Raw genomic sequence first — 21,755 nt, forward strand, 5'->3', positions numbered from 1 at the left:
CGATCAGTAATTGCTCAGCTGGACCTGTTTGACCAGATCTTCATAAAGGTGCGCATAGGGTTCGACCGCCTGACACCAGTTGAATGGCTGGGTCATCGACAGGCAGCGCATGGCATGCAACAGGTCTTTCTTGCCATAGATATAGAAGGCGCGGCTCAGCGCCTCGCGGTAGCTGTCGACGGTGGATTCGTTGAACAGGAAACCGGTGACACCATTGTCGATGGTGTCGGCCAGGCCGCCGGTATTGCGCGCCACCGGCAGCGAACCGAAGCGCTGGGCGTACATCTGGCTCAAGCCGCAGGGTTCGTAACGCGATGGCATCAGCAGGAAATCGCTGCCGGCGAACATGCGCCGGGCGTCGGTTTCGTTGAAGCCAATGCGCACGCCGATACGGCCTGGGTGACGCAGCGCCAGCTCGCGCATGGCTTGTTCTTCTTCTGGCTCGCCGCGGCCGATGATCGCAATCTGACCGCCTTGCTCGACGATGAAGTCGGCAACGGCCAAGGTCAGGTCGAGACCTTTCTGGAACACCAGCCGCGAGACCACCGCGAACAGCGGGCCGTCGGATGGCTCGAGTTCGAACAGCTCGCGGACCTGCGCGGCATTGCGCGCCTTGCCGTCCCAGTCGTTGATGCTGAAGTTGTGCACCAGGTGCTTGTCGGTCGCCGAATCCCAGCTTTCGTCGATGCCATTGGGAATGCCACCAAGCAAGCCCTGTTGCGCCTTGCTGGCAAGGAAGCCGTCCAGGCCACAACCGAACTCGGGGGTGGTGATTTCCTTGGCGTAAGTGGCGCTGACCGTGGTGATGTGGCTGGAATAAGCCAGGCCGGCCTTGAGGAACGACAGCTTGCCGTAGAACTCCATGCCCTCCTGCTGCATGGCGTGATCAGGGATCGCCAGCTCCGGGCTGCAGCCACGGTTGTACACGCCCTGATAGGCCAGGTTGTGGATGGTGAACAGAGTCGGTGTCTTCAGACCGCGCCAGTGCATGTACGCCGGTGCCAGGCCAGCCGGCCAGTCGTGGGCGTGGACCAGTTCCGGGGTCCAGTGTGCCAGGCCCTCGCCAGCAGCGATTTCTGCTGCGGCCAAGCCGAGGCGGGCGAAGCGAATATGGTTGTCCGGCCAATCGCGCCCGTTGTTGGCGCCGTAGGGCGAGCCTTCACGCTCATACAGTTCCGGGCAGATCAGCACATAGATGACCAGGCCATCGGGCAGGTCCATACGGCCGATCTTGCACGGCGGCAGAGCAGCGTGGCCGCCGAGTTCACCAACGATATGGATCGGGTAGTCGCTGTCGACCACCTGCGGGTAGCCGGGGATCAGCACCCGCACATCGTGCAGGTGAGCCATGGCCCGCGGCAGTGCGGCAGACACATCGCCCAGGCCGCCGGTCTTGACCAGATCGGCGAATTCCGAAGTAACAAAGAGAACCTTGCGCTTGTTCGGGTTGTTCTGGCGCTCTGCGCCAGGTGCCTTGCCTGCCGTCCCGCGCTCCATCTGCAGCGGCTCGCGGTTGTTCGGGTTGAAACTACTTGCGTGTGGCTCGACAGCGGCACTGATCATTCTTCTCTCCGTCCCTAATCTGGTCGGGTGGCTGGCACCCGTCGCATTGCTTCGTGTTGGGTTCTCTCTGGTCTAAACGGTGTAGTGCTATCCATGCTCCTGAACGTGCGCGCGGGCACTGCGCAATCAGCGTACTTGCCAAAGGCGGTCGATCAGTCCGGGATGGCTTGACCAGGGCTGGGTTTTTACCTTTGCCTGGCCTACTTACTTGCTGACCCACCGCAGTTTTGAAAAGTTCGACTTATTTGCGTCACTTGAAGACAGAGCAAATGGCGGGCCGGATTCGAGTGTAGGAGAGTAGGTGATAAAAAGGTGACCCGCCGGTCACTTTCGTTATGAGGCGGGCCAGACGCAAACGTTGGCGTCTGTAGATGGGTGTAAATCGCGAAGATGTCGACCATTTACGACATTTTTATGTCATGGATGCAATGCGCCAGCGGGGTGCGCCTTGGATCTGGCGCACTGTATTGGTGCGCCATTTTGGGTGATGTCGGTCGGTTAGTAGCGACGTGTGCTCATCAGTTCGTCGAGCACGCGCGGGGCAACACGAAATGGCGCCGACATATGGTCTTCGCCTGGCTCGATCTGGAAATCACTGCGCAGGCCGTACTGCGACAGCTGCTCCAGGCGCAACTGCAGCGAGCGCGCGTCCTGGATCTCTTGGGGCATCTCGCGATCACCAATCAGCAGGTTCAGGCTGCTGTGGGTGAGGTCGATCTGCCCGGCATGGGCGCGTTGGGTGAACGTGCGCTCGTGTTCCAGCAAGTAGCGGTCCCGCCACCACAGGCTGGGGCTGATCGCCACGGCATGCTGAAACAGCGCCGGGCGGGTGAACAGGGTATACACCGCGAACATGCCACCGAACGAGTGCCCGACCAGGCTGCGTTGGTCTTGATCGACCTTGAAGCGGCTGTTGACCTCAGGCATCAGGCGCTTTTCGATGAAGTCCAGAAACACGTCCTGGCCGCCCTGCGGCGGCACGTTGCGTTCGGCTGGTTGCGGCGGAGACAGGTCGAAGGCGCGGCGCTCGAAGTCCAGCGGGGTATCACTGGGATAACCGATCGCCACCAGAATCGAGCCGCGCAAGCGCTCCTGCGCGCGCTTGGCGGCATGGAAGGCCGGGAAGTACGCGTTGCCGTCGAGCAGGTAGATCACCGGGTAGCCGCCGGTCCACGGCACATCGCCTTCCGGCAGGCTGACCATGATCCGGTACTCGCGGCCTTGGGCGCTTTTCATCGTCCATTGTTCAGTGCCGTCCAGTGTCACCGGCGCGGCGTGTGCCAGCCCGGCAAAAAACAGGGCGCTCAGGTAAATCCACAGTGTGCGCATCATCAGTGTTCTCCTTACCAGCGATAGCTGAGGCTGGTGACCAGGCTGCGTGCCTCGCCGCGATAGCAGTAACCCTGCTGGCAATTGATGTAGCGCTTGTCGAGCAGGTTGCGCGCGTTGAAGCCCAGGCGCACGCCGTCCAGGTCGCCGGCAAAGTCGTAGTGCACGCCAGCGTCGACCAGGGTGTAGCCCTCGTTCTTCTGGGTGTTGGCGGCATCGCCGAAGTTGCTGCCGGTGTAACGCGCACCCGCGCCCAGGCCGAGGCCGAACGGCAAGCGGTAGTCGAGCCACATCGATGCCAGATGGCGTGGCACGTTGAGCGGTTGCTTGCCCTGATTGCCGTCGTTGCTCTTGGTCACCTCGGCATCGTTGTAGCTGTAGCTGGCAGTCAGCTTGAGGCGCTCGCTCAGGTCGGATACCGCTTCCAGCTCCAGGCCCTTGGAGGTCTGCTCACCGGTGGCGATGCTGCGGGTCGGGTCGGCTAGGTCGCGGGTCAACACGTTTTGCTGGGTCAGGTGGTACAGCGAAGCGGTGAGCAGGGTCGAGCTGCCCGGTGGTTGGTACTTCACGCCCAACTCATATTGCTCGCCCTCAGTGGCCTTGTAGGGGCTGCCATCGGGCTGGCTGCTGCTCTGTGGCAAAAACGAGGTGGCGTAGCTGGCGTAGGGCGCGACACCGTTATCGAACAGGTACAGCGCGCCGATTGAGCCGGTGGTGGCCGCGTCGTCGTCCTTGCGCTTGCTGCCGGCGAGGTGATTGCTGCGGCGAACATCTACCTTGTCACGGCGCAGCCCGGCCGACAGGCGCCAGCGGTCGATCTCGATCTGGTCTTGCAGGTACAGGCCGCTGCGGTGCTCCAGACCGTCCTCGTCGGCCCAGGCCGTGTTCGGGCGCGCAACCGGCTGGTGGTAGTCGGGCGCGTAGCGATCGATCGAAGGCCCGGGGCCCATGGCGTACAGCAGGTCGGTTTCAAGCAGGGCATAGTCCCAACCGCTGACCAGGGTGTGGCGCAGGCTGCCGGTATCGAAGCGGCTGACCAGGCGGGTGTCGGTCGACAGCGAGGTCATGTTTTCGTAGACGCCGACGGCTTGTCGATCGAGCACCGAGCCACGCTCCTGGAAGGGCTGCATGTACTGGTTGGTGGTGTCGACCTGGCCGTAGCGCAGGTTTTGCTGGAAGGTGAAGGTGTCGTTGAGGATGTGCTCGAACTCGTAACCCAGGGTCCACTGGCGCTGTTCGAGTTTGTCGAAGTATTCATCGCCCTGCCAGAAGTTGCTCAGGTGCTCGCCTTGCTGGTAGAGCATCGGTGAACCGGCGGTTTCACGCTCCTGGTATTGGGCGAGCAGGGTGAGACGGGTGTCGGGGTCGATCTGCCAGCTCAGCGATGGCGCGATCAGGCGCACGTCGTTGTTCAGTTGCTCGATGTAGTTTTCTGCATCGCGGTAGACACCGACCACGCGGTAGAGCAGGTCGCCTTGTTCGTCCAGGCGTCCGCCGAGGTCGAACTGGCCTTGTTGGTGGTTGTAGTTGCCGGCCTGGATCTGCACTTCGTTGCGTGCGTCCAGGCTCGGGCGCTTGCTGACCCTGTTGACCATGCCGCCGGGGCTGATCTGGCCGTACAGCACCGAAGCAGGGCCTTTGACCACTTCGATGCGTTCCAGGTTGTAGGCTTCGGTCTGGTACAGCGACAGCCAGCCGCTGCCGGGTTGGCGCAGGCCGTCGAGGAAGTCGGCGGACATGGTGGTTTCGAAACCGCGCACGCTGATCATGTCAAAGCGCGGGTCCAGGCCCGAGCTGCCCACACGCACGCCGGCGGTGTAGGCGACGGCGTCTTCGACGCGGTCGACCTTGCGGTCGGCGATCTGCGCGGCGGTGACGACACTGACGCTTTGCGCGGTTTCAAGGATTGGGCGATCGGTCTTGGTTGCGCTGCTGGCGTTGCTGGCGTAGTAGCCGCTGACCGGGGCGAAGGCGCTTTGGCTGGCGTTGGCGTCGATGTTGGTGGGGTCGAGTTGCAGGCTGGTGTCGGTTGCGGTGGGCAGGATGACGTAGCCGGACTGGGTTTTGTGCGGGCTAAGGTTGGTGCCCTGGAGCAGGCGGGCGAGGGCTTCGTCGAGCGTGCCGCCTGGCTGGGTGCCTTGGGTTGTGAGGTTTTGAACGTTTTCTGGGGAGAAGGAGAGGGTGATGCCCGAGCGTTCGGCGAAGGTGCTCAGGGCTTGGGCCAGCGGGCCCGGGGGGATGGTTGGCGCGGTTTTTTCGGCGGCGCTGGCGTTGCTGGCCAAGAGGGCCAGGGCCAGGGCCAGGGCGGTGGGGAGGTTGCTGCTGTGGGGTGACATTGGGGCGGGTCCGTTCGAGGGGATATCACTGCTAACCGGATGAGGTGGGGAAGTCCGACAGTTTTTTTCTGGCGGCTTCGGCTATTTGTGGGTTGTCCTCTGGCTCTGTGGGCTTATCCGTTTTCTGTGGTGGCTGTTAGGGCCCCTTTCGCCCTTACGGCGAGTCACTTTTTTGGCAAACGCCCCAAAAAAGTAACCAAAAAAATGCTTGGCTCCACATCCGGCCCCTCCGCTGCGCTGCGGGGTTCCCTCGCTTCGGTCTTGCTCCCGGGAGGACCGCGCTGTACGGGCCATCCTGGCCCGCAGCGCTTGCCGGGCATCCATGCCCGTCACCTCCCTTCGCAAGACCTGCGCTCGGCCTCCTGAGTCGCCGGTGGATCAAGAGCAAGATCAAGATCAAGAGCACGCCTCGCTGCGCTGGCGCAGATCAAAAGCGAAGGTCAAATGCTGGGGCCGCTTTGCGGTCCCGCCCTTGATCTGCGCCAGCGCAGCGAGGCGTGCTCTTGATCTTGATCTTGATCTACCAGCGACCTCAGAAGGCCGAACGCAGGCATTGCGAAGGGAGGTGCCGGCCATGGATGGCCGGCAAGCGCTGCGGCCCAGGATGGGCCGTACAGCGCGGTCCTCCCGGGAGCTATGCCGGAGTGAGGGGACCCCGGAGCGCAGCGCAGGGGCCGTATGTGGGAGCGAGCCCTTTTTTGGTTACTTTTTTGGGGCGTTTGCCAAAAAAGTGACTCGCCGTAAGGGCGAAAGGGGCCCGCACTGCCACAACAGAAAATGGATAAGCTCACAAAACAAGCAGCAGACCACAGATCAAACCGCCACAACCCGAACCCACCACCGCGTCCGCTCCACCACCCTGACCGGCAACAACCGCTCGATATTGCCCAACAACCCCTCAGGGTCATCCAAACGAAACACCCCACTCAATCGCAGCCCGGCAACCCCTGCATCACACCCAAGCCACCCAGCCCGATACCGCCCAGCCTCGGCCAAAAACTCCCCAAGCCCCACATCACTGGCAACCAACACCCCCCGACTCCAACCAAACGGATCGATCCCCACGCCTACCAACGGCCTGATCCCTCCGCCATCTACCGCCACCCCATCCCCCGCAGCCAACTGCTGCACCCCGCCAGCCACGCGCACCAGCACTTGTCCGCGCGCAACATGCACCTCAGTGAACCCAGCCCGCTCCCGCACCACCGCCCGCGCTCCGCGCCCTTCACAACTGGCGAAGCGGCAACCGACAACCCAGCTAGGCCCGTCCAGCAAAACTTCACCCGAACGCAGCAGCACCCGCCCAGCTTCGATATCCACTGCACTGTCAGTGTTCAACAGCACCTCACCACCAGCGGCCATCGGCACCCGTCGACGCTCCCCGGTAGCCGTGGCAAAGTCACTCCGCCAGCCAGGTGCGGTATGGCTCAACAGCAACGCGCCACTGCCAACCGCCAAACCCACTCCAAGCAACGACAGCATCCGCCGTCGACCCACATCAACCTCGGCCCGGCGTAACACGGCCGAGGTCTGCGCTGCATCCGGTAACCGCCCGGGGTCAAACTGACCAGCCAACTGGCCCAAGCGCAGCCAGGCCAACTCATGCCGGCCATCGCGCTGCCGCCAGGCCATTAGCTGCGCCTGCAACTCGGGGTGGTGCGGCTGATCGCGCAGGCGCATTTGCCACTCGATGGCCTTGCACACGATCGCCTCCGGCAACCGCTCCGCGCTCGCGCTCACAGGGCATCCTCGAAGCACACCCGATAGCAGTGGAGCAGGGCGCTGGCTACGTGTCGCTCGGCCGTGCGGCTGGAAATACCTAACTGCTCGGCCACTTGCACGTGGGTCAGGCCGCTCAGTTGGTAAAGCAGGAATGCCTCACGCACGGCCGGCTTGAGACCATCGAGCATTTGCGCGATGCGCTCCAGACATTGCAGCGCCTCATGGCGTACTGCTGGGGATGGAAAACTGGCCTCTGGCTGCAGGGCCAGGGTTTCAAGGTAGGCGCGTTCCAGTGCATCGCGGCGCCAGTGATCGATCACCAGGCCGCGGGCGATGCGCGCCAGCAACGCCCGCGGGGCGCGGTCGCTGATCGGCTGGTTGCGCACCAGCAAGCGCACGAACGTGTCCTGCGCCAGGTCGGCAGCCTGCTGCGAGCAGCCCAGCGAACGCCGCAGCCATGCCTGTAGCCAGCTGCGCTGGGTGCCGTAGAGAACCTCAAGAGGGATGATCGAATCTGTTTCATGCAGCGACATGCGACGCCCCTGGCAGACAGGCACAGTTGAATTGAGGACCGGGCGCAAGATAAAAGCGAATGGTTCCCAATTCAACTTATTTATTGTCTGCTGCGAAGCTCTTTTGGCGCCGCCTGCCGTGCCCTGCTAAGCCTGGCGCAAGCTTCAGCCAGCAGGCAGCAGCGAGGAATGATGATGGCTGATCAGCCACTCGCTGCCGGTCCAGTTGTAGGTAAAGGTATATCGAGCGGCCACTTGCTTGCCGGTCGCCGCAAAATCGAATGTGTACAGCCCGGCCAGTGACGCCTGGTTGCAACCGATGCTGACATGGTGACTATCGAGCGTGCCGGATGGGCGGTCAGCAAGGAAATGCTTGAAGTAGTCAACACGCTCGGCAGTGCTCAGCCGCGGCAGACTGGACACTGTGGGTAGCAACAGCGCGTCTGCTGTATACAGCCTGGCCACGGCCGTGGGATCACCGCTCTGCAAGCTTGCATTCCATTGGCTGAACAGCGACAGCACGTCATCGTCGGCAACTGGCTGGCACTCTTTGGTTACCGCAGTCGCGTACGCAGGCAGGCACAGGAAAGCTACAGATAGGTAAAGGCAGGGGCGGTTCATGTTGAAACTCCTTGGAAGCAGGCCGCCGGGTGGGCCTGCGAGGCATCCAAGGTAGAAACAACTACGTGCGATAAATGTAGGTAAAGGGTCTCAGCTAATGAGCGACTTTTCGCTGTTTTTGCCCTGCTCAAGCTGCAGGCTCAACTGCGCGACCTGTTGCAACAGCAGGTCACGCTCTTCCTTCAGACGACGCAGTTCATCACGGCGAACGGAAACAAAAAGGGTCTGGACAGGAGTGTTTTGCATCAAGGTACCCATTGCACACCTCGCAATTGGCTAGTGACATTCTAAGCGTAGCCGCTCATACGGCGCGCATTCTGAATTCTTTCTGCGAGCTTGGGAACTTTTTTGTTTATGGTGGTCAGGCCGTTCGTCGCTGAACCCTTTGCCGATGAGCTGGACTAATCTGAAAACCTGAACCGCCTTGTCATTTATTTCTGAGGGGAGCGACGCCACATGCAACTGGGAATCGTCGGGCTGGGCCGCATGGGCGGCAATATTGCAAGACGGCTGATGCGTGCCGGGCATCGTACCGTGGTCCATGACCGCAACCGCGACGCGGTCACCGCCCTGGAAAATGAAGGCGCCCAGGGCGCCCACGACCTGGGAGCAATGATTCAAAAAATGAAAGCCCCGCGCGCCGTGTGGGTGATGCTGCCAGCCGGCGAGCCGACCGAGCAGACCATCCGCCAGCTGGCCGACCTGCTCGAACCAGGCGATGCGATCATCGACGGCGGCAACACCTTCTACAAGGACGACATGCGCCGCGCGGCCGAGCTGTCCCAGCGTGGCCTGCATTATCTGGATGTCGGTACCTCCGGCGGCGTCTGGGGCCTGGAGCGCGGCTATTGCATGATGATTGGCGGCGAGAAAGACGTATTTGAGCGCCTGGAGCCGCTGTTCAGCGCACTGGCCCCGGGTGTTGGCGAGATCCCGCGCACCCAGGGCCGCGAAGGTGCGCACGCACGTGCCGAGCACGGTTACATCCATGCCGGCCCGGCAGGCTCCGGCCACTACGTGAAGATGATCCACAACGGCATCGAGTACGGCTTGATGCAGGCCTATGCCGAAGGCTTCGACCTGCTGCGCAGCAAGGGCAGTGATGAATTGCCCGAGGCCCAGCGCTTTGACTTGAACGTGGCAGAAATCGCCGAAGTCTGGCGCCGTGGCAGCGTGGTCACCTCGTGGCTGCTCGACCTGACCGCCGACGCGCTGGTCGCCGACCCGGCCTTGGCTCAGTTCAGTGGTTCGGTGTCGGACAGTGGTGAAGGCCGCTGGACCATCGACGCTGCCGTCGAGCAGGCCGTGCCGGTCCCGGTTTTGTCCAGCGCGCTGTTTGCCCGCTTCCGTTCACGCCAGCAGCAGGGCACCTTCGGCGACAAGGTCCTGTCGGCCATGCGCCTGGGCTTTGGCGGGCATGTCGAGAACAAGCGCCCATGAGCCAAGCGAAGATACCCGCAGCACCGCCTTGCACGTTGTTCCTGTTCGGCGCCAGCGGTGATCTGGTCAAGCGCCTGCTGATGCCGGCGCTGTATAACCTCAGCCGCGACGGCCTGCTCGATCGCAATTTGCGTATCGTCGGCGTTGACCACAACGCCGCCAGCGCAGAGGAGTTTGCCGAGCGCCTGCACAGTTTCATGGCCAACCGCGAGCAGGGCGAGGGCGCGACCAAAAATCTCGATGAAAAGGTCTGGGCGCGGCTGGCCAAGCGGCTGGATTACCAGACCGGTGATTTCCTCGACCCGGCCACTTATCAGGCCCTGGCCAAGCGCGTCGAGGGCACCCGCCATGGCAACGCCATCTTCTATCTGGCCACGTCGCCGCGATTCTTCCCTGAGGTCGCGCAGCGGCTGGGCGAGGCGGGCTTGCTCGATGAGTCGGCTGGGGGTTTCCGCCGGGTGGTGATCGAAAAACCGTTTGGCACTGACCTGGCCAGCGCCGAGGCGCTCAACGCCTGCCTGCTCAAGGTCATGCATGAACGACAGATCTACCGCATCGACCATTATCTGGGCAAAGAGACCGTACAGAACATCCTGGTCAGCCGCTTCTCCAATGGCCTGTTCGAATCGTTCTGGAACAATCACTACATCGACCACGTGCAGATCACCGCTGCCGAGACCGTCGGCGTCGAGACCCGTGGCGCGTTCTATGACAACACCGGCGCGTTGCGCGACATGGTCCCCAATCACCTGTTCCAGCTGTTGGCCATGGTCGCCATGGAGCCACCAGCTGCATTCGGCGCCGATGCGGTGCGCGGCGAGAAGGCCAAGGTGATCGGCGCCATCCGCCCTTGGTCGACCAAGATGGCCCTGAAAAACTCGGTGCGTGGCCAGTACAGCGTCGGCAAGCAGGGCCGCAAGCGCGTGCCGGGATACCGCGAAGAAGCCAACGTAGCCCCCGACAGCCAGACCGAAACCTACGTTGCCTTGAAGGTGATGATCGACAACTGGCGTTGGGCTGGGGTGCCTTTTTACCTGCGTACCGGCAAGCGCATGAGTGTGCGTGACACCGAGATCGCCATCTGCTTCAAGCCAGCGCCGTACGCCCAGTTTCGTGAATCGGAGCTGGAGCGACCCAAGCCCAACTACCTGAAAATCCAGATCCAGCCCAATGAAGGTATGTGGTTCGACCTGCAGGCCAAGCGCCCGGGGCCGGAGATGATCATGGAGAATGTCGAGCTCGGATTTGCCTACAAGGACTTTTTCAAGATGCCGCCGGCCACCGGCTACGAGACCTTGATCTACGACTGCCTGACCGGTGACCAGACGCTGTTCCAGCGCGCTGACAACATCGAAAACGGCTGGCGTGCCGTACAGCCGTTTCTCGATGCCTGGGCCAGCGAGAGCAAGGTGCATGAATACCCCGCCGGCGAGGATGGCCCGGAAGCGGGCAACGAGCTGCTCAGCCGTGACAAGCGTGAGTGGCATAGCCTGGGCTGATGTTGCCGGGTCGGTAGAACTTTTCGGTGATTTAACCCGCCCAACCTGTTCAACCCATGCCAAGGAGTTTCAATGCCAGCCCCGATCGAAGACTACGCTCTGCTCGGCAACTGCCGTAGCGCCGCCCTGGTCAGCCGCGACGGTTCGATCGACTGGCTATGCCTGCCGCGGTTCGACGCCGCGGCGGTGTTTGCCGCCTTGCTCGGCAACGAAGAGAACGGCCGCTGGCGCCTGGCGCCCTCCGATCCGGTTGAGAGCAGCACGCGCCAGTACCTTGAAGACAGCCTGATTCTGGAAACGGTGTACAGCACCGCCAGCGGTCGGGCGCGGGTGCTTGATTTGATGCCGCTGGGTGACACCAACTCAGTGATTCGCATCGTCGAGGGGCTTGCTGGCGAGACCAGCTTCGAGATGGACCTGGTGCTGCGTTTTGATTACGGCCGCAGCGTGCCCTGGGTGGAAAAGATCGACCTGCTGACCCTCAGCGCGGTGGCTGGGCCCGACCGCCTGATTCTTTCCAGCAGCGTCGCCACCCATGCCTGGGACCACCATACCGGTGTGCGCTTTCGCGTAGCTGCCGGCGAGCGCCAGGTGTTCAGCCTGCGCCATCAGCCTTCGCATCTGCCGGTGCAGCCCGACTGCGACCTGGACGAGGCATTTGTCCATACCCTCAACGAGTGGCAGACCTTTGCCGGCCGCTGCCCCGACGTTGGCCGCTATAGCGCTCAGGTGAGGCGTTCACTGATCACGCTCAAAGCGATGACCTATGCGCCAACTGGCGGCATCGTCGCGGCGGTGACCACCTCGCTGCCAGAACGGGTCGGCGGTGAGCGTAACTGGGACTACCGATATTGCTGGCTGCGCGATGCGACCATGACCTTGCTGGCATTCATGAACCTGGGCTACTTCGACGAGGCGCAAGCCTGGCGCGAATGGCTGCTGCGTTCGGTGGCGGGCAACCCTGAGCAGATGCAGATCATGTACGGCCTGGCCGGTGAGCGCGATCTGCAGGAGTACGACCTGCCGTGGCTGGCGGGCTATGAGCACTCTCAGCCGGTACGGGTCGGCAACGCTGCGGCCGGGCAGCATCAGCTGGATATTTATGGCGAAGTTGCCGATGCCATGACCCAGGCGATCAAGGGCGGCCTGCCGCGCCATCCCCGCAGCGCGGCCATTGCGCGGTTGATCCTGCCCTATGTGGAGAGCATCTGGCGCGAGCCGGACGAAGGTATCTGGGAAGTGCGCGGCGGCCCCCAGCACTTCGTGCATTCCAAGGTCATGGCCTGGGTCGCTTTTGACCGTGCCGCGAGCCTGGCGGAAACCACCGAAGAGGAGCTTGATCGCAGCAAGCATTACCGTCGGGTGGCGGACGAGATTCACCGCGAAGTCTGTACCAAGGGGCTCGACCCAAGCGGTGAGCATTTCGTCCAAGCCTACGGCTCCAGCGAAATGGACGCCAGCCTGCTGCAGATTGCCCTGACCGGATTCTTGCCAGCCGACGATCCACGTTTTGTCCGCACCCTGGAGCAGATCGAAAGCCGGCTGCAGAAGAACGGCTTGTTGCTGCGTTACGACAGTGACAGTTGCGGCGATGGGCTGTCGTCGGGGGAGGGGACGTTCCTGGTATGTTCGTTCTGGTTGGCTGACGTGTATGTGCTGCAGGGTCGCCACGAGCAGGCCGACGCGCTGTATCAGCGCTTGCTCGGGCTATGCAACGACCTTGGCTTGCTGGCCGAGCAATACGACCCAACCGGGCAGCGTATGCTCGGCAACTTCCCGCAGGCATTCAGCCATATCGGCATCATCAACACCGCGTTGAACCTGCATAAGGTGCAGTGTCCGGCGCGGGCGCGTTGTGGTTGAATGCGGTCTTCAGGGATCTGCCTGTAAAGGATTTGCTCATGCATTCGCTGCACTGGCTCGAACAGCACATGCACCACTGCGCCGATATGGCGCAACGGCTTCACCAGCAATTCAGCTACGAGTATGCAACGCAGCCGCTGGCCGACTGGCAAGTGGAGTTTGCCGAGGGCCAGCGCAATGGTGACTGGAAGTGCCTGGTCGCGCTCGAGCAAGGGCGCTTGCTGGGCGGCGCCTGCCTGGCAGCCGCTGACCTGCCTGAGCGACCAGACCTCGGCCCTTGGCTGGCATGTGTACTGATCGAACCCGAGGCTCGCGGCAGGGGCCTGGCGGCGCAGTTGATCGAAGCGATCTGCGCCCACGCCAGCTCACTGGGCATCCCTCGCCTGTACCTGCACACCCACGACCAGAGCGCTTACTACGCCAAGCGCGGCTGGCATGTGCTGCAACGCTTCGAGGCCTGGGACAAGGAGCAGTGGCTGATGGCCCGCGATCTCTAGCGAGCGCGGTCATCCAGACTGAAAGATGCAATCCTGGTTAACTAAACTCCGGCATTGGCATGCCTAAGGCAGCCTCCGGCCGTGTTAGAAATCAGCTCCCAGTAGCCCACGGATCGCGCCGATGAACTCACCCGCCACCCCTCGTTTCGGCGCCTTCTGCTTTGCCAGCTTCCTGCTCTCGATTGCCTATGGCGCGACCTTTCTGCTGTCGCTGCTGGTGCGCTCGTTCGGCGGTAACGAGCACGATGCTGGTCAGGTGTTCGCGGTGGCCATGGTCAGTACTCTGATCGCGGTGCTGGTTTCCGGCCACGTGCTACAGCGTTTAGGCGCGGCCCGCTGTATTGCGCTGGGTGCATTGTGCCTTGTGCTCGCGTCACTGGGCTTCGCCATGGCGCCGGGGCTGGGCCTGATGCTGATGGCTTGCGGCGCACTGCTTGGCATCGGCTGGGGCGTGTTCTACACCGTGGGGCCGATCATGGTCGCGGCGATGGTCGCGCCGGCGCGGCGCACGCACTGCTTTGCGCTGTTGTCCGGGAGCATGCTGGCCGGCATCGGCAGCGGCCCTTTGGCGGGCAAGTTGGCGGCGCTGGCGGGGCTGCCGGTGCAGGCCACGTTCATCACTGCCGCGTTGACCGCAGCGCTGGGCGGTGGCTACTTCTGGCGCTTGGGCGCGGCCACCGCCATCGCCCAGCAGCGCCCCAGCGAGCCGGTACAGATCAGCCTGCGCTCGGCGGCCGAGGTGCTGCGCTCGCGCTCGGCGTTGTCGATCGTGATGGTCGGCCTGGGTGGGGCGATCTTTGGCGGCATGGGCAGTTTCCAGACCAGTTACGCGGCCAGTCTTGGTCTGGACTATTCGCTGTTTTTCATCGGTTTCATGGGCGCCGCCATCACCTGCCGGTTGTTGATCGCTGGCTGGGTGGTCAAGCGCAGCCCGCTGCCGACCTCGCTGGCATTGACCACGTTGATGCTGATCGCCGTGCTGGGTTTTGCCAGCTGGGTGCATGACAGCCTCAGCTATGTGCTGGCTGCCGGCGTGCTGGGCATCGGCTATGGCCTGAATTACTCGGTGATCAATGGCCTGGCAGCCAATGAAGCGCCGCCGCAACGGACCGCGCAGGCGTTGCTGCTGTTCAGCCTGGCGTATTTCATCGGCGTATTCGGCTTCCCGTTCTTCGCCGGTAAGCTGATCAGCCAGAGCGGCGTCTCGGGCATGTTGTTCACCGTCAGCGTGATCGCGCTGTTGGTCTGGGCGCTTGCAGCTGGCCGTTGCCTGTTGCAACGCCTGCAGCGCAGAGCGCCGCTTGCCGAGTGAGTAACGCCGGCAAAACTGTTAGCCTTGACGGGTTTCAGTCGTTTTGGACAGGCCATGGCCAACCACAAGATCGAGATCCGCCGCCGTAACGTCGAAAAGATTCTCCACGCTGCCGAAAAGGTCTTCGCCGAGAAGGGCTTCGGCGCGACGTCGATGGGCGATATCGCCGAGCAGGCCGAGCTGCCGCGGTCCAACCTGCATTACTACTTCAACACCAAAGACGACCTGTACCGCGCCGTGCTGCAGGACCTGCTCGAAGTGTGGAAGCAGGACGCCCTGTGCTTCGAGCGTTTCGACGACCCGCGGGTGGTGCTGACCAGTTATATCCGGGCCAAGATGAGCCACTCGCGCTCGCGCTCGCTGGGCTCAAAGATCTGGGCTGAAGAGATGCTTCACGGCGCGCCGCTGCTCGGCACCAGTCTGGACGAAAGCCTGGTGCCGTGGGCGCAGTTGAAGGAGAACAAGATCCGTCGCTGGGTCGAAGAAGGGCAGATTCTGCCGGTCGAGCCGTCTGCCTTGCTGTACATGATCTGGGCCGCCACCCAGCACTACGCCGACTTTGGCTATCAGGTGACGTTGCTCAATGGTGGTGAGCCGCTGTCGGACATGGCCTTTGAGCGCGCCATCCAGACCGTAACCGGGGTGATCCTGCGCGGGATCGGCCTGGAGCCCTGAAACAGCTGCGCCGGGCTTGAGCCCGGCGCACTGTATAGCCGCTGTTCAGCCCTCAGCTGGCTTCGCGGTAGGGGTTGCGCGGGTCCTGGGTCCAGTTCAGATAAGGCTTGCCGGTGTCCTGCGGGACCATCTCGATACAATTCTCGACCGGGCAGGTGATCTGGCACAGGTTACAGCCCACACACTCCTGATCGATCACGCTGTAGATGTGCGTGCCATCAGCCTTGACCGTGCTGTCGATGGCCTGGTGCGAGGTGTCTTCGCAGGCAATATGGCAGCGGCCACAACCGATGCAGGCATCCTGATCGATCTTGGCGATGACCTGATAGTTGATGTCTAGGTACTTCCAGTCAGTCGTGTGCGCCACCGCCTGACCGCAGAACGCTTCCAGGCTTTGATGGCCATGCTGATCCATCCAGCGCGACAAGCCGTCCTGCATGTCCTCGACAATCCGAAAACCATGCAGCATCGCCGCCGTGCACACCTGTACCGCGCCACTGCCCAGGGCGATGAACTCGGCAGCATCACGCCAGTTGCCAATGCCACCGATGCCGCAGATCGGCAAGCCGCGGGTCTGCGGATCGCGGGCAATTTCTGCAACCATGTTCAGCGCGATCGGCTTGACCGCCGAGCCGCAGTAGCCGCCGTGGGTGCTCTGATCGCCAACGATAGGGTGGGCGACCATGCGGTCCAGATCGACGCTGGTGATCGAGTTGATGGTGTTGATCAGCGACACCGCATCGGCGCCTCCGCGATGGGCAGCGCGGGCCGACTGGCGGATGTCGGTGATGTTCGGCGTCAACTTGACGATCACCGGCAGCGAGCAGTAGGTCTTGCACCAGCGGGTAACCATCTCGACGTATTCGGGCACCTGGCCGACCGCCGCGCCCATGCCGCGCTCGGGCATGCCGTGGGGGCAGCCAAAGTTGAGCTCGATGCCGTCGGCGCCGGTGGCTTCGACCAGCGGCAGGATGAACTTCCACGACTCCTCTTCACAGGGCACCATCAGCGACACGATCAGCGCGCGATCCGGCCAGTCCTTCTTCACCTGGGTAATCTCGCGCAGGTTGATCTCCAGGGAACGGTCGGTGATCAGTTCGATATTGTTGATGCCCTGCACCAGCCGGTTGGCGCCGAAGTGCGCCGAGTAGCGCGACGACACGTTGACTGCGGCCGGGTCTTCGCCGAGGGTTTTCCAGACCACACCGCCCCAGCCCGCCTCGAATGCGCGAACCACGTTGTAGGCCTTGTCGGTGGGTGGTGCGGAGGCCAGCCAGAACGGGTTGGGCGCCTTGATGCCAGCGAATACGATCGACAGATCGGCCATTTATGCGGCCTCCACATTGAGCATGAGTTGGGCATGGATGGCTTCAGCGGCCAGTTTGCCGTGTTGCACTGCCTCTACGGTGAGGTCCTGGCCGAGCGCCGTGCAGTCACCGCCGGCATACACGCCGGGTAGGCTGGTGCGCAGGCACTGGTCGACGCGAATGCGCTCGCCGTCGCGGGCCAGTTGCGCGGCCAGTGGGTCGCTCAGGCTGGCGTCGTCGAAGCGTTGGCCGATGGCCTTGAAGATGGCATCGGCCGCCAGCTCGAAGCTTTCGCCGGTGTCGCGCAGGCGACCGTCGGCCATCTCGGTACGTATGAAGCGCATGCTACGCACGCGACCCATGTCATCCAGCAACACCGCATCGGGGCGCGCCCAGGTGTGCAAGCGGACTTGGTTGGCCTTGGCGATATCCTGTTCATGCTCGGTGGCGCCCATGTCGGCATGGCCGCGGCGATACACCAGGTTGACGTCGCGAGCGCCGAGGCGGCTCATCTGTACGGCCATATCAATCGCCGTGTTGCCCGCGCCGATCACCAGGCAGCGCTCTGCCAGCGGCAGTTGGCTGAGGTCATCAGCCTGGCGCAGCTCGCGGATGTACTCGGTGGCTGCAAGCAGGCCTGGCGCCTCTTCGTCCGCCAGACCCAGCTGGCGCACGGCATTCAGGCCCACACCGAGGAACACCGAATCGTATTGCTGATGCAGCTCGGTGAGGCTGAGGTTGGCGCCCAGGCGCTGGCCATGGCGAATCTCGATGCCGCCGATGCCGAGCAAGAAATCGACCTCGCGCTGGGCGTAGTCGTCCACCAGCTTGTAGCGGGCGATGCCGTATTCATTGAGGCCACCGGCCTTCTCCTGCGCTTCGTAGATCACCACGTCATGCCCGTGCATGGCCAGCCGGTGCGCGCACGACAGCCCGGCAGGGCCTGCGCCGACCACGGCAATGCGCTTGCCGCTGGCGGGTGAGCGCTTGAACGGGTGCTCACTGAAATTGGCATTGTCTACTGCGTAGCGTTGCAGCAAGCCGATCAGGACCGGTGCGCATTCCTGGGCGCTGTTGCGTACGCAGGCTTGCTGGCAGAGGATCTCGGTCGGACAGACCCGCGCGCAGCTGCCGCCGAGGATGTTCGCCGAGAGAATCTTCTCGGCCGCACCTTGCAGGTTGTCGTCGCTGATTCGGTGGATGAACGACGGAATGTCGATATCGCTGGGGCACGCGTTGATGCACGGTGCATCGAAGCAATACAGGCAGCGAGCGCTTTCCACAGCGGCCTGGCGGGCGGTGAGGGGTGGGGCGAGATCGCCGAAGTTATCGGCCAGTTGTTCGGCGCCGGCACGCGGGCGCGGCAAGTGCTTCAGGGCATCGATCACGGTTGGAGCCTCTCTCTTTTTTTTGTCGGTACAGGCGGCGGTTACTCGCCTGGCCGGTCTGGGTTGATGGCAGACAACAGCAATACGGCTGCGCCCGGCCTCTCCCGGGCCGGTGCGCCTTGCAGGCTGAATCAACGCTCGACTGGCGTCGGGTGCTGGTGCTCGGCGCGGCGGCTGAGCACTTCGAATACCGAGGGGTAGGCGGGCCGTTCCAGGTAGCGCCCGGCGCCGGCTTCGGCGCGCAGGTCACCGTCAGCCCAGACCAGTCGGCCCTGGCTGATGGTGTGGCTGGGGATACCGCGCACGGTGCGGCCTTCGAAGATATTGAAGTCGACCCGTTGATGGTGGGTCTTGGCCGAAATCGTCCGTGTGCCTTGCGGGTCCCACAGCACCAGGTCGGCATCGGCGCCGACGCGAATCGCGCCCTTGCGCGGGAACAGGTTGAAGATCTTCGCGGTGTTGGTCGAGGTCAGCGCAACAAACTCGTGCATCGACAACCGGCCACTGTTTACGCCTGCGTCCCAGAGCACGGCCATGCGGTCTTCGATGCCGGCGGTGCCGTTGGGGATGCGACTGAAGTCATTGCGCCCGGCGCCTTTCTGGTCGGCGCAGAAGCAGCAGTGATCGGTTGCAGTGGTGTGCAGGTTGCCCGATTGCAAGCCGCGCCACAGCGCTTCCTGGTGCTCGCGCGGGCGGAACGGCGGGCTCATCACATAGCCGGCGGCTGTGGACCAGTCCGGGTGGCGATAGACGCTGTCGTCGATCAGCAGGTGGCCCGGCAGCACTTCGCCGTAGACCGGCTGGCCCTTGGCCCGGGCGTAGGTGATTTCGTCGAGTGCTTCGCGGGTCGAGACGTGCACCAGATACACCGGCGTACCCAGCGTCTCGGCGATGCGGATGGCACGGCTGGCGGCTTCACCTTCTACCTGCGGCGGGCGTGACAGCGGGTGTGCCTCGGGGCCGGTCATGCCCTGGGCCAGCAGCTTTTGCTGAAGGTGATAGACCAGCTCGCCGTTTTCGGCATGCACGGTCGGCACCGCGCCCAGTTGCAGGCAGCGCTCGAAGCTGGCGACCAGAGTATCGTCGGCCGCCATGATCGCGTTCTTGTAGGCCATGAAATGCTTGAAGCTGTTGACCCCATGCTTGGCCACCAACTCGCCCATCTCTTCGGCAACCTGTTCGCTCCACCAGGTGATGGCGACATGAAAACCATAGTCACTGGCCGACTTCTCGGCCCAGCCGCGCCAGCTATGAAAAGCCTCGAGCAGCGACTGCTGCGGGTTGGGGATGACGAAGTCGATGATCGAGGTGGTGCCACCGGCCAGGCCTGCAGCGGTGCCGGTAAAAAAGTCATCGCTGGCCACGGTGCCCATGAACGGCAATTGCATATGGGTGTGCGGGTCGATGCCACCAGGCATCAGGTACTGGCCACTGCCATCGAGGATCTCGCAGCCGGCGGGTACATCGAGGTTTTGCCCAATGGCCTGGATACGGCCATCGACACACAGGACATCGGCGGAGTAGCTCTCTTCGTGGGTGACCACGGTGGCACCACGGATCATCAGGGACATGCCGTCTTCCTCGCAGGCTGACCGGTCTTGGCCGGTTCTTGAAATTATCGTGCTGCCAGTAGCTGGAGGATATTTTCAATCCTGTCAGACCTGACAAGAATGAAATCTAGTTGTTGATCTACTATTGTTCAAGAAATATTTTTATAAGCATATATCGTTATTAAGCGACTGATTTATAAGGATAAAAATCAAAATTCACCAAAATGGTGAGGCACCTCACCATTTTGACGCACTTGACAAGATGCCAATTTGGTCAAGATTTCTCATGCGAAATCAGTTGTTTAAATCCAGTCACACTCAGGCACGTCAAACTGAAAATAAATTGCCTGCACCAGTTTGAAACCCGCAGCGGTGAATAGGGTTTGACGTTCACCGGCCGCCACCACCGAGGGCAACACCGAACAATGACTTGAATGCTTTGCACAACAGCACGTTACCTGCGGCCGGCGGCGGCAAGCGAGACAGGCCTTGGCCGACTCGGCACGTTTATTGAGTGCGCCCGCAGCCAGGCCGGGCCGCAGGTGCAGTACTGCTGGTGGTACTCCGGCCATCGCATTAGCCCGATGAGCAAACAATTAGAAAAACCTGGAGAAGGCCCCATGCAACAGAGCAGATCGCAAGTGATCGAAAAGGACGGCTTGTGCGAGTTGTCCGAAGGCTCCGACGTCCTCGACAGCCCGCGCTACAACGACGATATGGCACCGACCAAGGTGCACCAGCGCACCTGGAACAAGTGGCACATCACCGCGCTGTGGGTGGGCATGTCCATCTGCGTGCCGACCTACACCCTGGGCGGTGTGCTCACGGCGTATTTCGGCCTGAGTGTGGGCGAAGCGCTGCTGGCGATCCTGCTGGCCAACCTGATCGTGTTGATCCCACTGACCCTTAACGCCTTTCCCGGCACCAAGTACGGCATCCCGTTCCCGGTGCTGCTGCGCTCGTCATTCGGCATCATCGGCTCGAACGTGCCGTGCCTGATCCGGGCGGTGGTGGCCTGTGGCTGGTTTGGCATTCAGACCATGTTCGGCGGCCTGGCCATCCACCTGTTCCTCAGCTCGATCTTCGATGGCTGGAAGGCCCTGGCCGGCACCGGTGAGGTGATCGGCTTCATGATCTTCTGGGTGCTCAACCTATGGGTGGTGCTGCGCGGGGCTGAGTCGATCAAGTGGCTGGAGACGCTCTCGGCACCGCTGCTGGTGGCGGTCGGTTTTGGCCTGCTGTTCTGGGCCTTGCCGCATATGTCGATGACCGAACTGCTGGCGCAGCCGCCAAAACGCCCGGAAGGCGCCAGCGTGGTCAGTTACTTCTGCGCCGGGCTGACGGCGATGGTCGGCTTCTGGGCCACCTTGTCGTTGAACATCCCCGACTTCAGTCGCTACGCCAAGAGCCAGAAGGACCAGATTCTCGGGCAGATTTTCGGCCTGCCGCTGACCATGTTCCTGTTCGCTTCACTGGGCGTGGTGCTGACCGCTGCCTCGGCGTCGCTGGTGGGTGAAACCCTATCCGACCCGGTCAGCCTGATCGGCCGCATCCAGAGCCCAGGCTGGGTCGCGCTGGCGATGGCTCTGATCGTGATTGCCACTTTGTCGACCAACACCGCGGCCAACATCGTCTCACCGACCAACGACTTTCAGAACATCGCCCCGCGCCTGATCGGGCGCACCCGCGCAGTGCTCCTGACCGGTGTAATCGGCCTGCTGCTGATGGGCCATGAGCTGCTGAAGAAACTGGGCTGGATCGTCTCCGACCTGAGCCTTGAGAGCGTGTATTCCAATTGGCTGCTGGGTTATTCGAGCCTGCTCGGGCCGATTGCCGGGATCATGGTGGTGGACTACTTCCTGATCCGCCGGCAGCAACTGGACCTGGCCGGGCTGTACCGCGATGACGTCTATCCGGCCTGGAACTGGGCCGGCTTCGTCGCCTTCGCCCTGCCGGTGGCGCTGACGGTGATGTCGATCAGCAACAGCAGCTTCAGCTGGTTCTACGACTACGGCTGGTTCACCGGTTCGCTGCTGGGTGCGGCGCTGTACTACGTGCTCGGCCCGCTGGCCGCACGCAGCCCGGTGCGCCTGGCCAAGCCGTTGCCATGAAACCGCACGCACAACCACGCAGCCACTCAT

17 protein-coding genes are annotated in these 21,755 nt (G+C 62.6%); 7 read left to right on the forward strand and 10 right to left on the reverse strand.

Annotated elements, in window-relative coordinates:
• Positions 1–3 precede the first annotated feature (3 nt).
• The 7 genes from glgA to FW789_RS02670 form a co-directional block, all read right to left on the reverse strand.
• Positions 4–1,563 (reverse strand): glycogen synthase GlgA, encoded by a 1,560-nt coding sequence (gene glgA, locus FW789_RS02640; RefSeq protein ID WP_103437910.1) that lies wholly within the window; start codon positions 1,561–1,563, stop codon positions 4–6.
• Positions 1,564–2,061: 498 nt separating this feature from the next.
• Positions 2,062–2,895, reverse strand: a complete 834-nt coding sequence (locus FW789_RS02645) for an alpha/beta hydrolase (RefSeq protein ID WP_225912992.1) — start codon at positions 2,893–2,895, stop codon at positions 2,062–2,064.
• A gap of 11 nt (positions 2,896–2,906) precedes the next feature.
• Positions 2,907–5,228 carry a TonB-dependent siderophore receptor gene (locus FW789_RS02650; RefSeq protein WP_207073046.1) on the reverse strand — a complete coding sequence of 774 codons (2,322 nt, stop codon included), beginning with the start codon at positions 5,226–5,228 and terminating at the stop codon, positions 2,907–2,909.
• Positions 5,229–6,041: 813 nt separating this feature from the next.
• Positions 6,042–6,968 (reverse strand): DUF4880 domain-containing protein, encoded by a 927-nt coding sequence (locus tag FW789_RS02655; RefSeq protein WP_207073047.1) that lies wholly within the window; start codon positions 6,966–6,968, stop codon positions 6,042–6,044.
• A complete protein-coding gene (locus FW789_RS02660) occupies positions 6,965–7,483 on the reverse strand; it encodes a sigma-70 family RNA polymerase sigma factor (protein ID WP_103437908.1) in 519 nt (172 codons plus the stop codon). The genes FW789_RS02655 and FW789_RS02660 overlap by 4 nt, the downstream gene beginning before the upstream one ends.
• Positions 7,484–7,627: 144 nt before the next feature.
• A complete protein-coding gene (locus FW789_RS02665) occupies positions 7,628–8,083 on the reverse strand; it encodes an SgcJ/EcaC family oxidoreductase (RefSeq protein WP_186698855.1) in 456 nt (151 codons plus the stop codon).
• Positions 8,084–8,173: 90 nt separating this feature from the next.
• Positions 8,174–8,341 (reverse strand): DUF6026 family protein, encoded by a 168-nt coding sequence (locus tag FW789_RS02670; protein ID WP_178080778.1) that lies wholly within the window; start codon positions 8,339–8,341, stop codon positions 8,174–8,176.
• 198 nt (positions 8,342–8,539) lie between these two features.
• Here FW789_RS02670 and gnd point away from each other — a divergent pair, with 198 nt between their 5' ends.
• The 6 genes from gnd (at position 8,540) to FW789_RS02700 (ending at position 15,369) form a co-directional block, all read left to right on the forward strand.
• Positions 8,540–9,523 carry a phosphogluconate dehydrogenase (NAD(+)-dependent, decarboxylating) gene (gene gnd, locus FW789_RS02675; protein ID WP_186698856.1) on the forward strand — a complete coding sequence of 328 codons (984 nt, stop codon included), beginning with the start codon at positions 8,540–8,542 and terminating at the stop codon, positions 9,521–9,523.
• Positions 9,520–11,022 (forward strand): glucose-6-phosphate dehydrogenase, encoded by a 1,503-nt coding sequence (zwf, locus tag FW789_RS02680; RefSeq protein ID WP_207073050.1) that lies wholly within the window; start codon positions 9,520–9,522, stop codon positions 11,020–11,022. Before gnd ends, zwf begins: the two co-directional genes overlap by 4 nt.
• Before the next feature lie 72 nt (positions 11,023–11,094).
• A complete protein-coding gene (locus FW789_RS02685) occupies positions 11,095–12,885 on the forward strand; it encodes a glycoside hydrolase family 15 protein (protein ID WP_207073051.1) in 1,791 nt (596 codons plus the stop codon).
• Between the two features lie 38 nt (positions 12,886–12,923).
• On the forward strand, positions 12,924–13,382 hold the full coding sequence (locus tag FW789_RS02690) for a GNAT family N-acetyltransferase (protein ID WP_411562852.1): 459 nt from the start codon (positions 12,924–12,926) through the stop codon (positions 13,380–13,382).
• A 121-nt stretch (positions 13,383–13,503) separates the two neighbouring features.
• Positions 13,504–14,694: an MFS transporter gene (locus FW789_RS02695; protein WP_446430843.1), complete on the forward strand. Its 1,191-nt coding sequence runs from the start codon at positions 13,504–13,506 to the stop codon at positions 14,692–14,694.
• A 54-nt stretch (positions 14,695–14,748) separates the two neighbouring features.
• The gene (locus FW789_RS02700) at positions 14,749–15,369 is read left to right on the forward strand and encodes a TetR/AcrR family transcriptional regulator (RefSeq protein WP_101320893.1); all 621 of its coding nucleotides are present in this window, start codon (positions 14,749–14,751) and stop codon (positions 15,367–15,369) included.
• Between the two features lie 52 nt (positions 15,370–15,421).
• On the opposite strand, the gene preA is transcribed toward FW789_RS02700, so the two are convergent.
• The 3 genes from preA to hydA all read right to left on the reverse strand — a co-directional run bounded on the left by preA (position 15,422) and on the right by hydA (position 19,635).
• Positions 15,422–16,696 carry an NAD-dependent dihydropyrimidine dehydrogenase subunit PreA gene (gene preA / locus FW789_RS02705; protein WP_427116049.1) on the reverse strand — a complete coding sequence of 425 codons (1,275 nt, stop codon included), beginning with the start codon at positions 16,694–16,696 and terminating at the stop codon, positions 15,422–15,424.
• Entirely contained in the window at positions 16,697–18,064 is a 1,368-nt protein-coding gene (locus FW789_RS02710) for an NAD(P)-dependent oxidoreductase (RefSeq protein ID WP_446430844.1), read from the reverse strand.
• Positions 18,065–18,195: 131 nt separating this feature from the next.
• On the reverse strand, positions 18,196–19,635 hold the full coding sequence (gene hydA / locus FW789_RS02715) for a dihydropyrimidinase (RefSeq protein WP_446430845.1): 1,440 nt from the start codon (positions 19,633–19,635) through the stop codon (positions 18,196–18,198).
• A gap of 599 nt (positions 19,636–20,234) precedes the next feature.
• Between hydA and FW789_RS02720 the strand changes: the two genes are divergently transcribed.
• The gene (locus FW789_RS02720) at positions 20,235–21,725 is read left to right on the forward strand and encodes an NCS1 family nucleobase:cation symporter-1 (RefSeq protein WP_207073055.1); all 1,491 of its coding nucleotides are present in this window, start codon (positions 20,235–20,237) and stop codon (positions 21,723–21,725) included.
• Positions 21,726–21,755 lie beyond the last annotated feature (30 nt).

This window comes from Pseudomonas sp. 1121_17 (assembly GCF_052850745.1).

Coding starts and splice junctions, on each gene's coding strand:
- FW789_RS02650 (WP_207073046.1), bottom strand. CDS start 5,228: ATGTCACCCCACAGCAGCAACCTCCCCACCGCCCTGGCCCTGGCCCTG.
- FW789_RS02720 (WP_207073055.1), top strand. CDS start 20,235: ATGCAACAGAGCAGATCGCAAGTGATCGAAAAGGACGGCTTGTGCGAG.
- zwf (WP_207073050.1), top strand. CDS start 9,520: ATGAGCCAAGCGAAGATACCCGCAGCACCGCCTTGCACGTTGTTCCTG.
- FW789_RS02665 (WP_186698855.1), bottom strand. CDS start 8,083: ATGAACCGCCCCTGCCTTTACCTATCTGTAGCTTTCCTGTGCCTGCCT.
- FW789_RS02700 (WP_101320893.1), top strand. CDS start 14,749: ATGGCCAACCACAAGATCGAGATCCGCCGCCGTAACGTCGAAAAGATT.
- glgA (WP_103437910.1), bottom strand. CDS start 1,563: ATGATCAGTGCCGCTGTCGAGCCACACGCAAGTAGTTTCAACCCGAAC.
- FW789_RS02645 (WP_225912992.1), bottom strand. CDS start 2,895: ATGATGCGCACACTGTGGATTTACCTGAGCGCCCTGTTTTTTGCCGGG.
- gnd (WP_186698856.1), top strand. CDS start 8,540: ATGCAACTGGGAATCGTCGGGCTGGGCCGCATGGGCGGCAATATTGCA.
- FW789_RS02685 (WP_207073051.1), top strand. CDS start 11,095: ATGCCAGCCCCGATCGAAGACTACGCTCTGCTCGGCAACTGCCGTAGC.
- FW789_RS02695 (WP_446430843.1), top strand. CDS start 13,504: ATGAACTCACCCGCCACCCCTCGTTTCGGCGCCTTCTGCTTTGCCAGC.
- FW789_RS02670 (WP_178080778.1), bottom strand. CDS start 8,341: ATGGGTACCTTGATGCAAAACACTCCTGTCCAGACCCTTTTTGTTTCC.
- hydA (WP_446430845.1), bottom strand. CDS start 19,635: ATGTCCCTGATGATCCGTGGTGCCACCGTGGTCACCCACGAAGAGAGC.
- FW789_RS02660 (WP_103437908.1), bottom strand. CDS start 7,483: ATGTCGCTGCATGAAACAGATTCGATCATCCCTCTTGAGGTTCTCTAC.
- FW789_RS02690 (WP_411562852.1), top strand. CDS start 12,924: ATGCATTCGCTGCACTGGCTCGAACAGCACATGCACCACTGCGCCGAT.
- preA (WP_427116049.1), bottom strand. CDS start 16,696: ATGGCCGATCTGTCGATCGTATTCGCTGGCATCAAGGCGCCCAACCCG.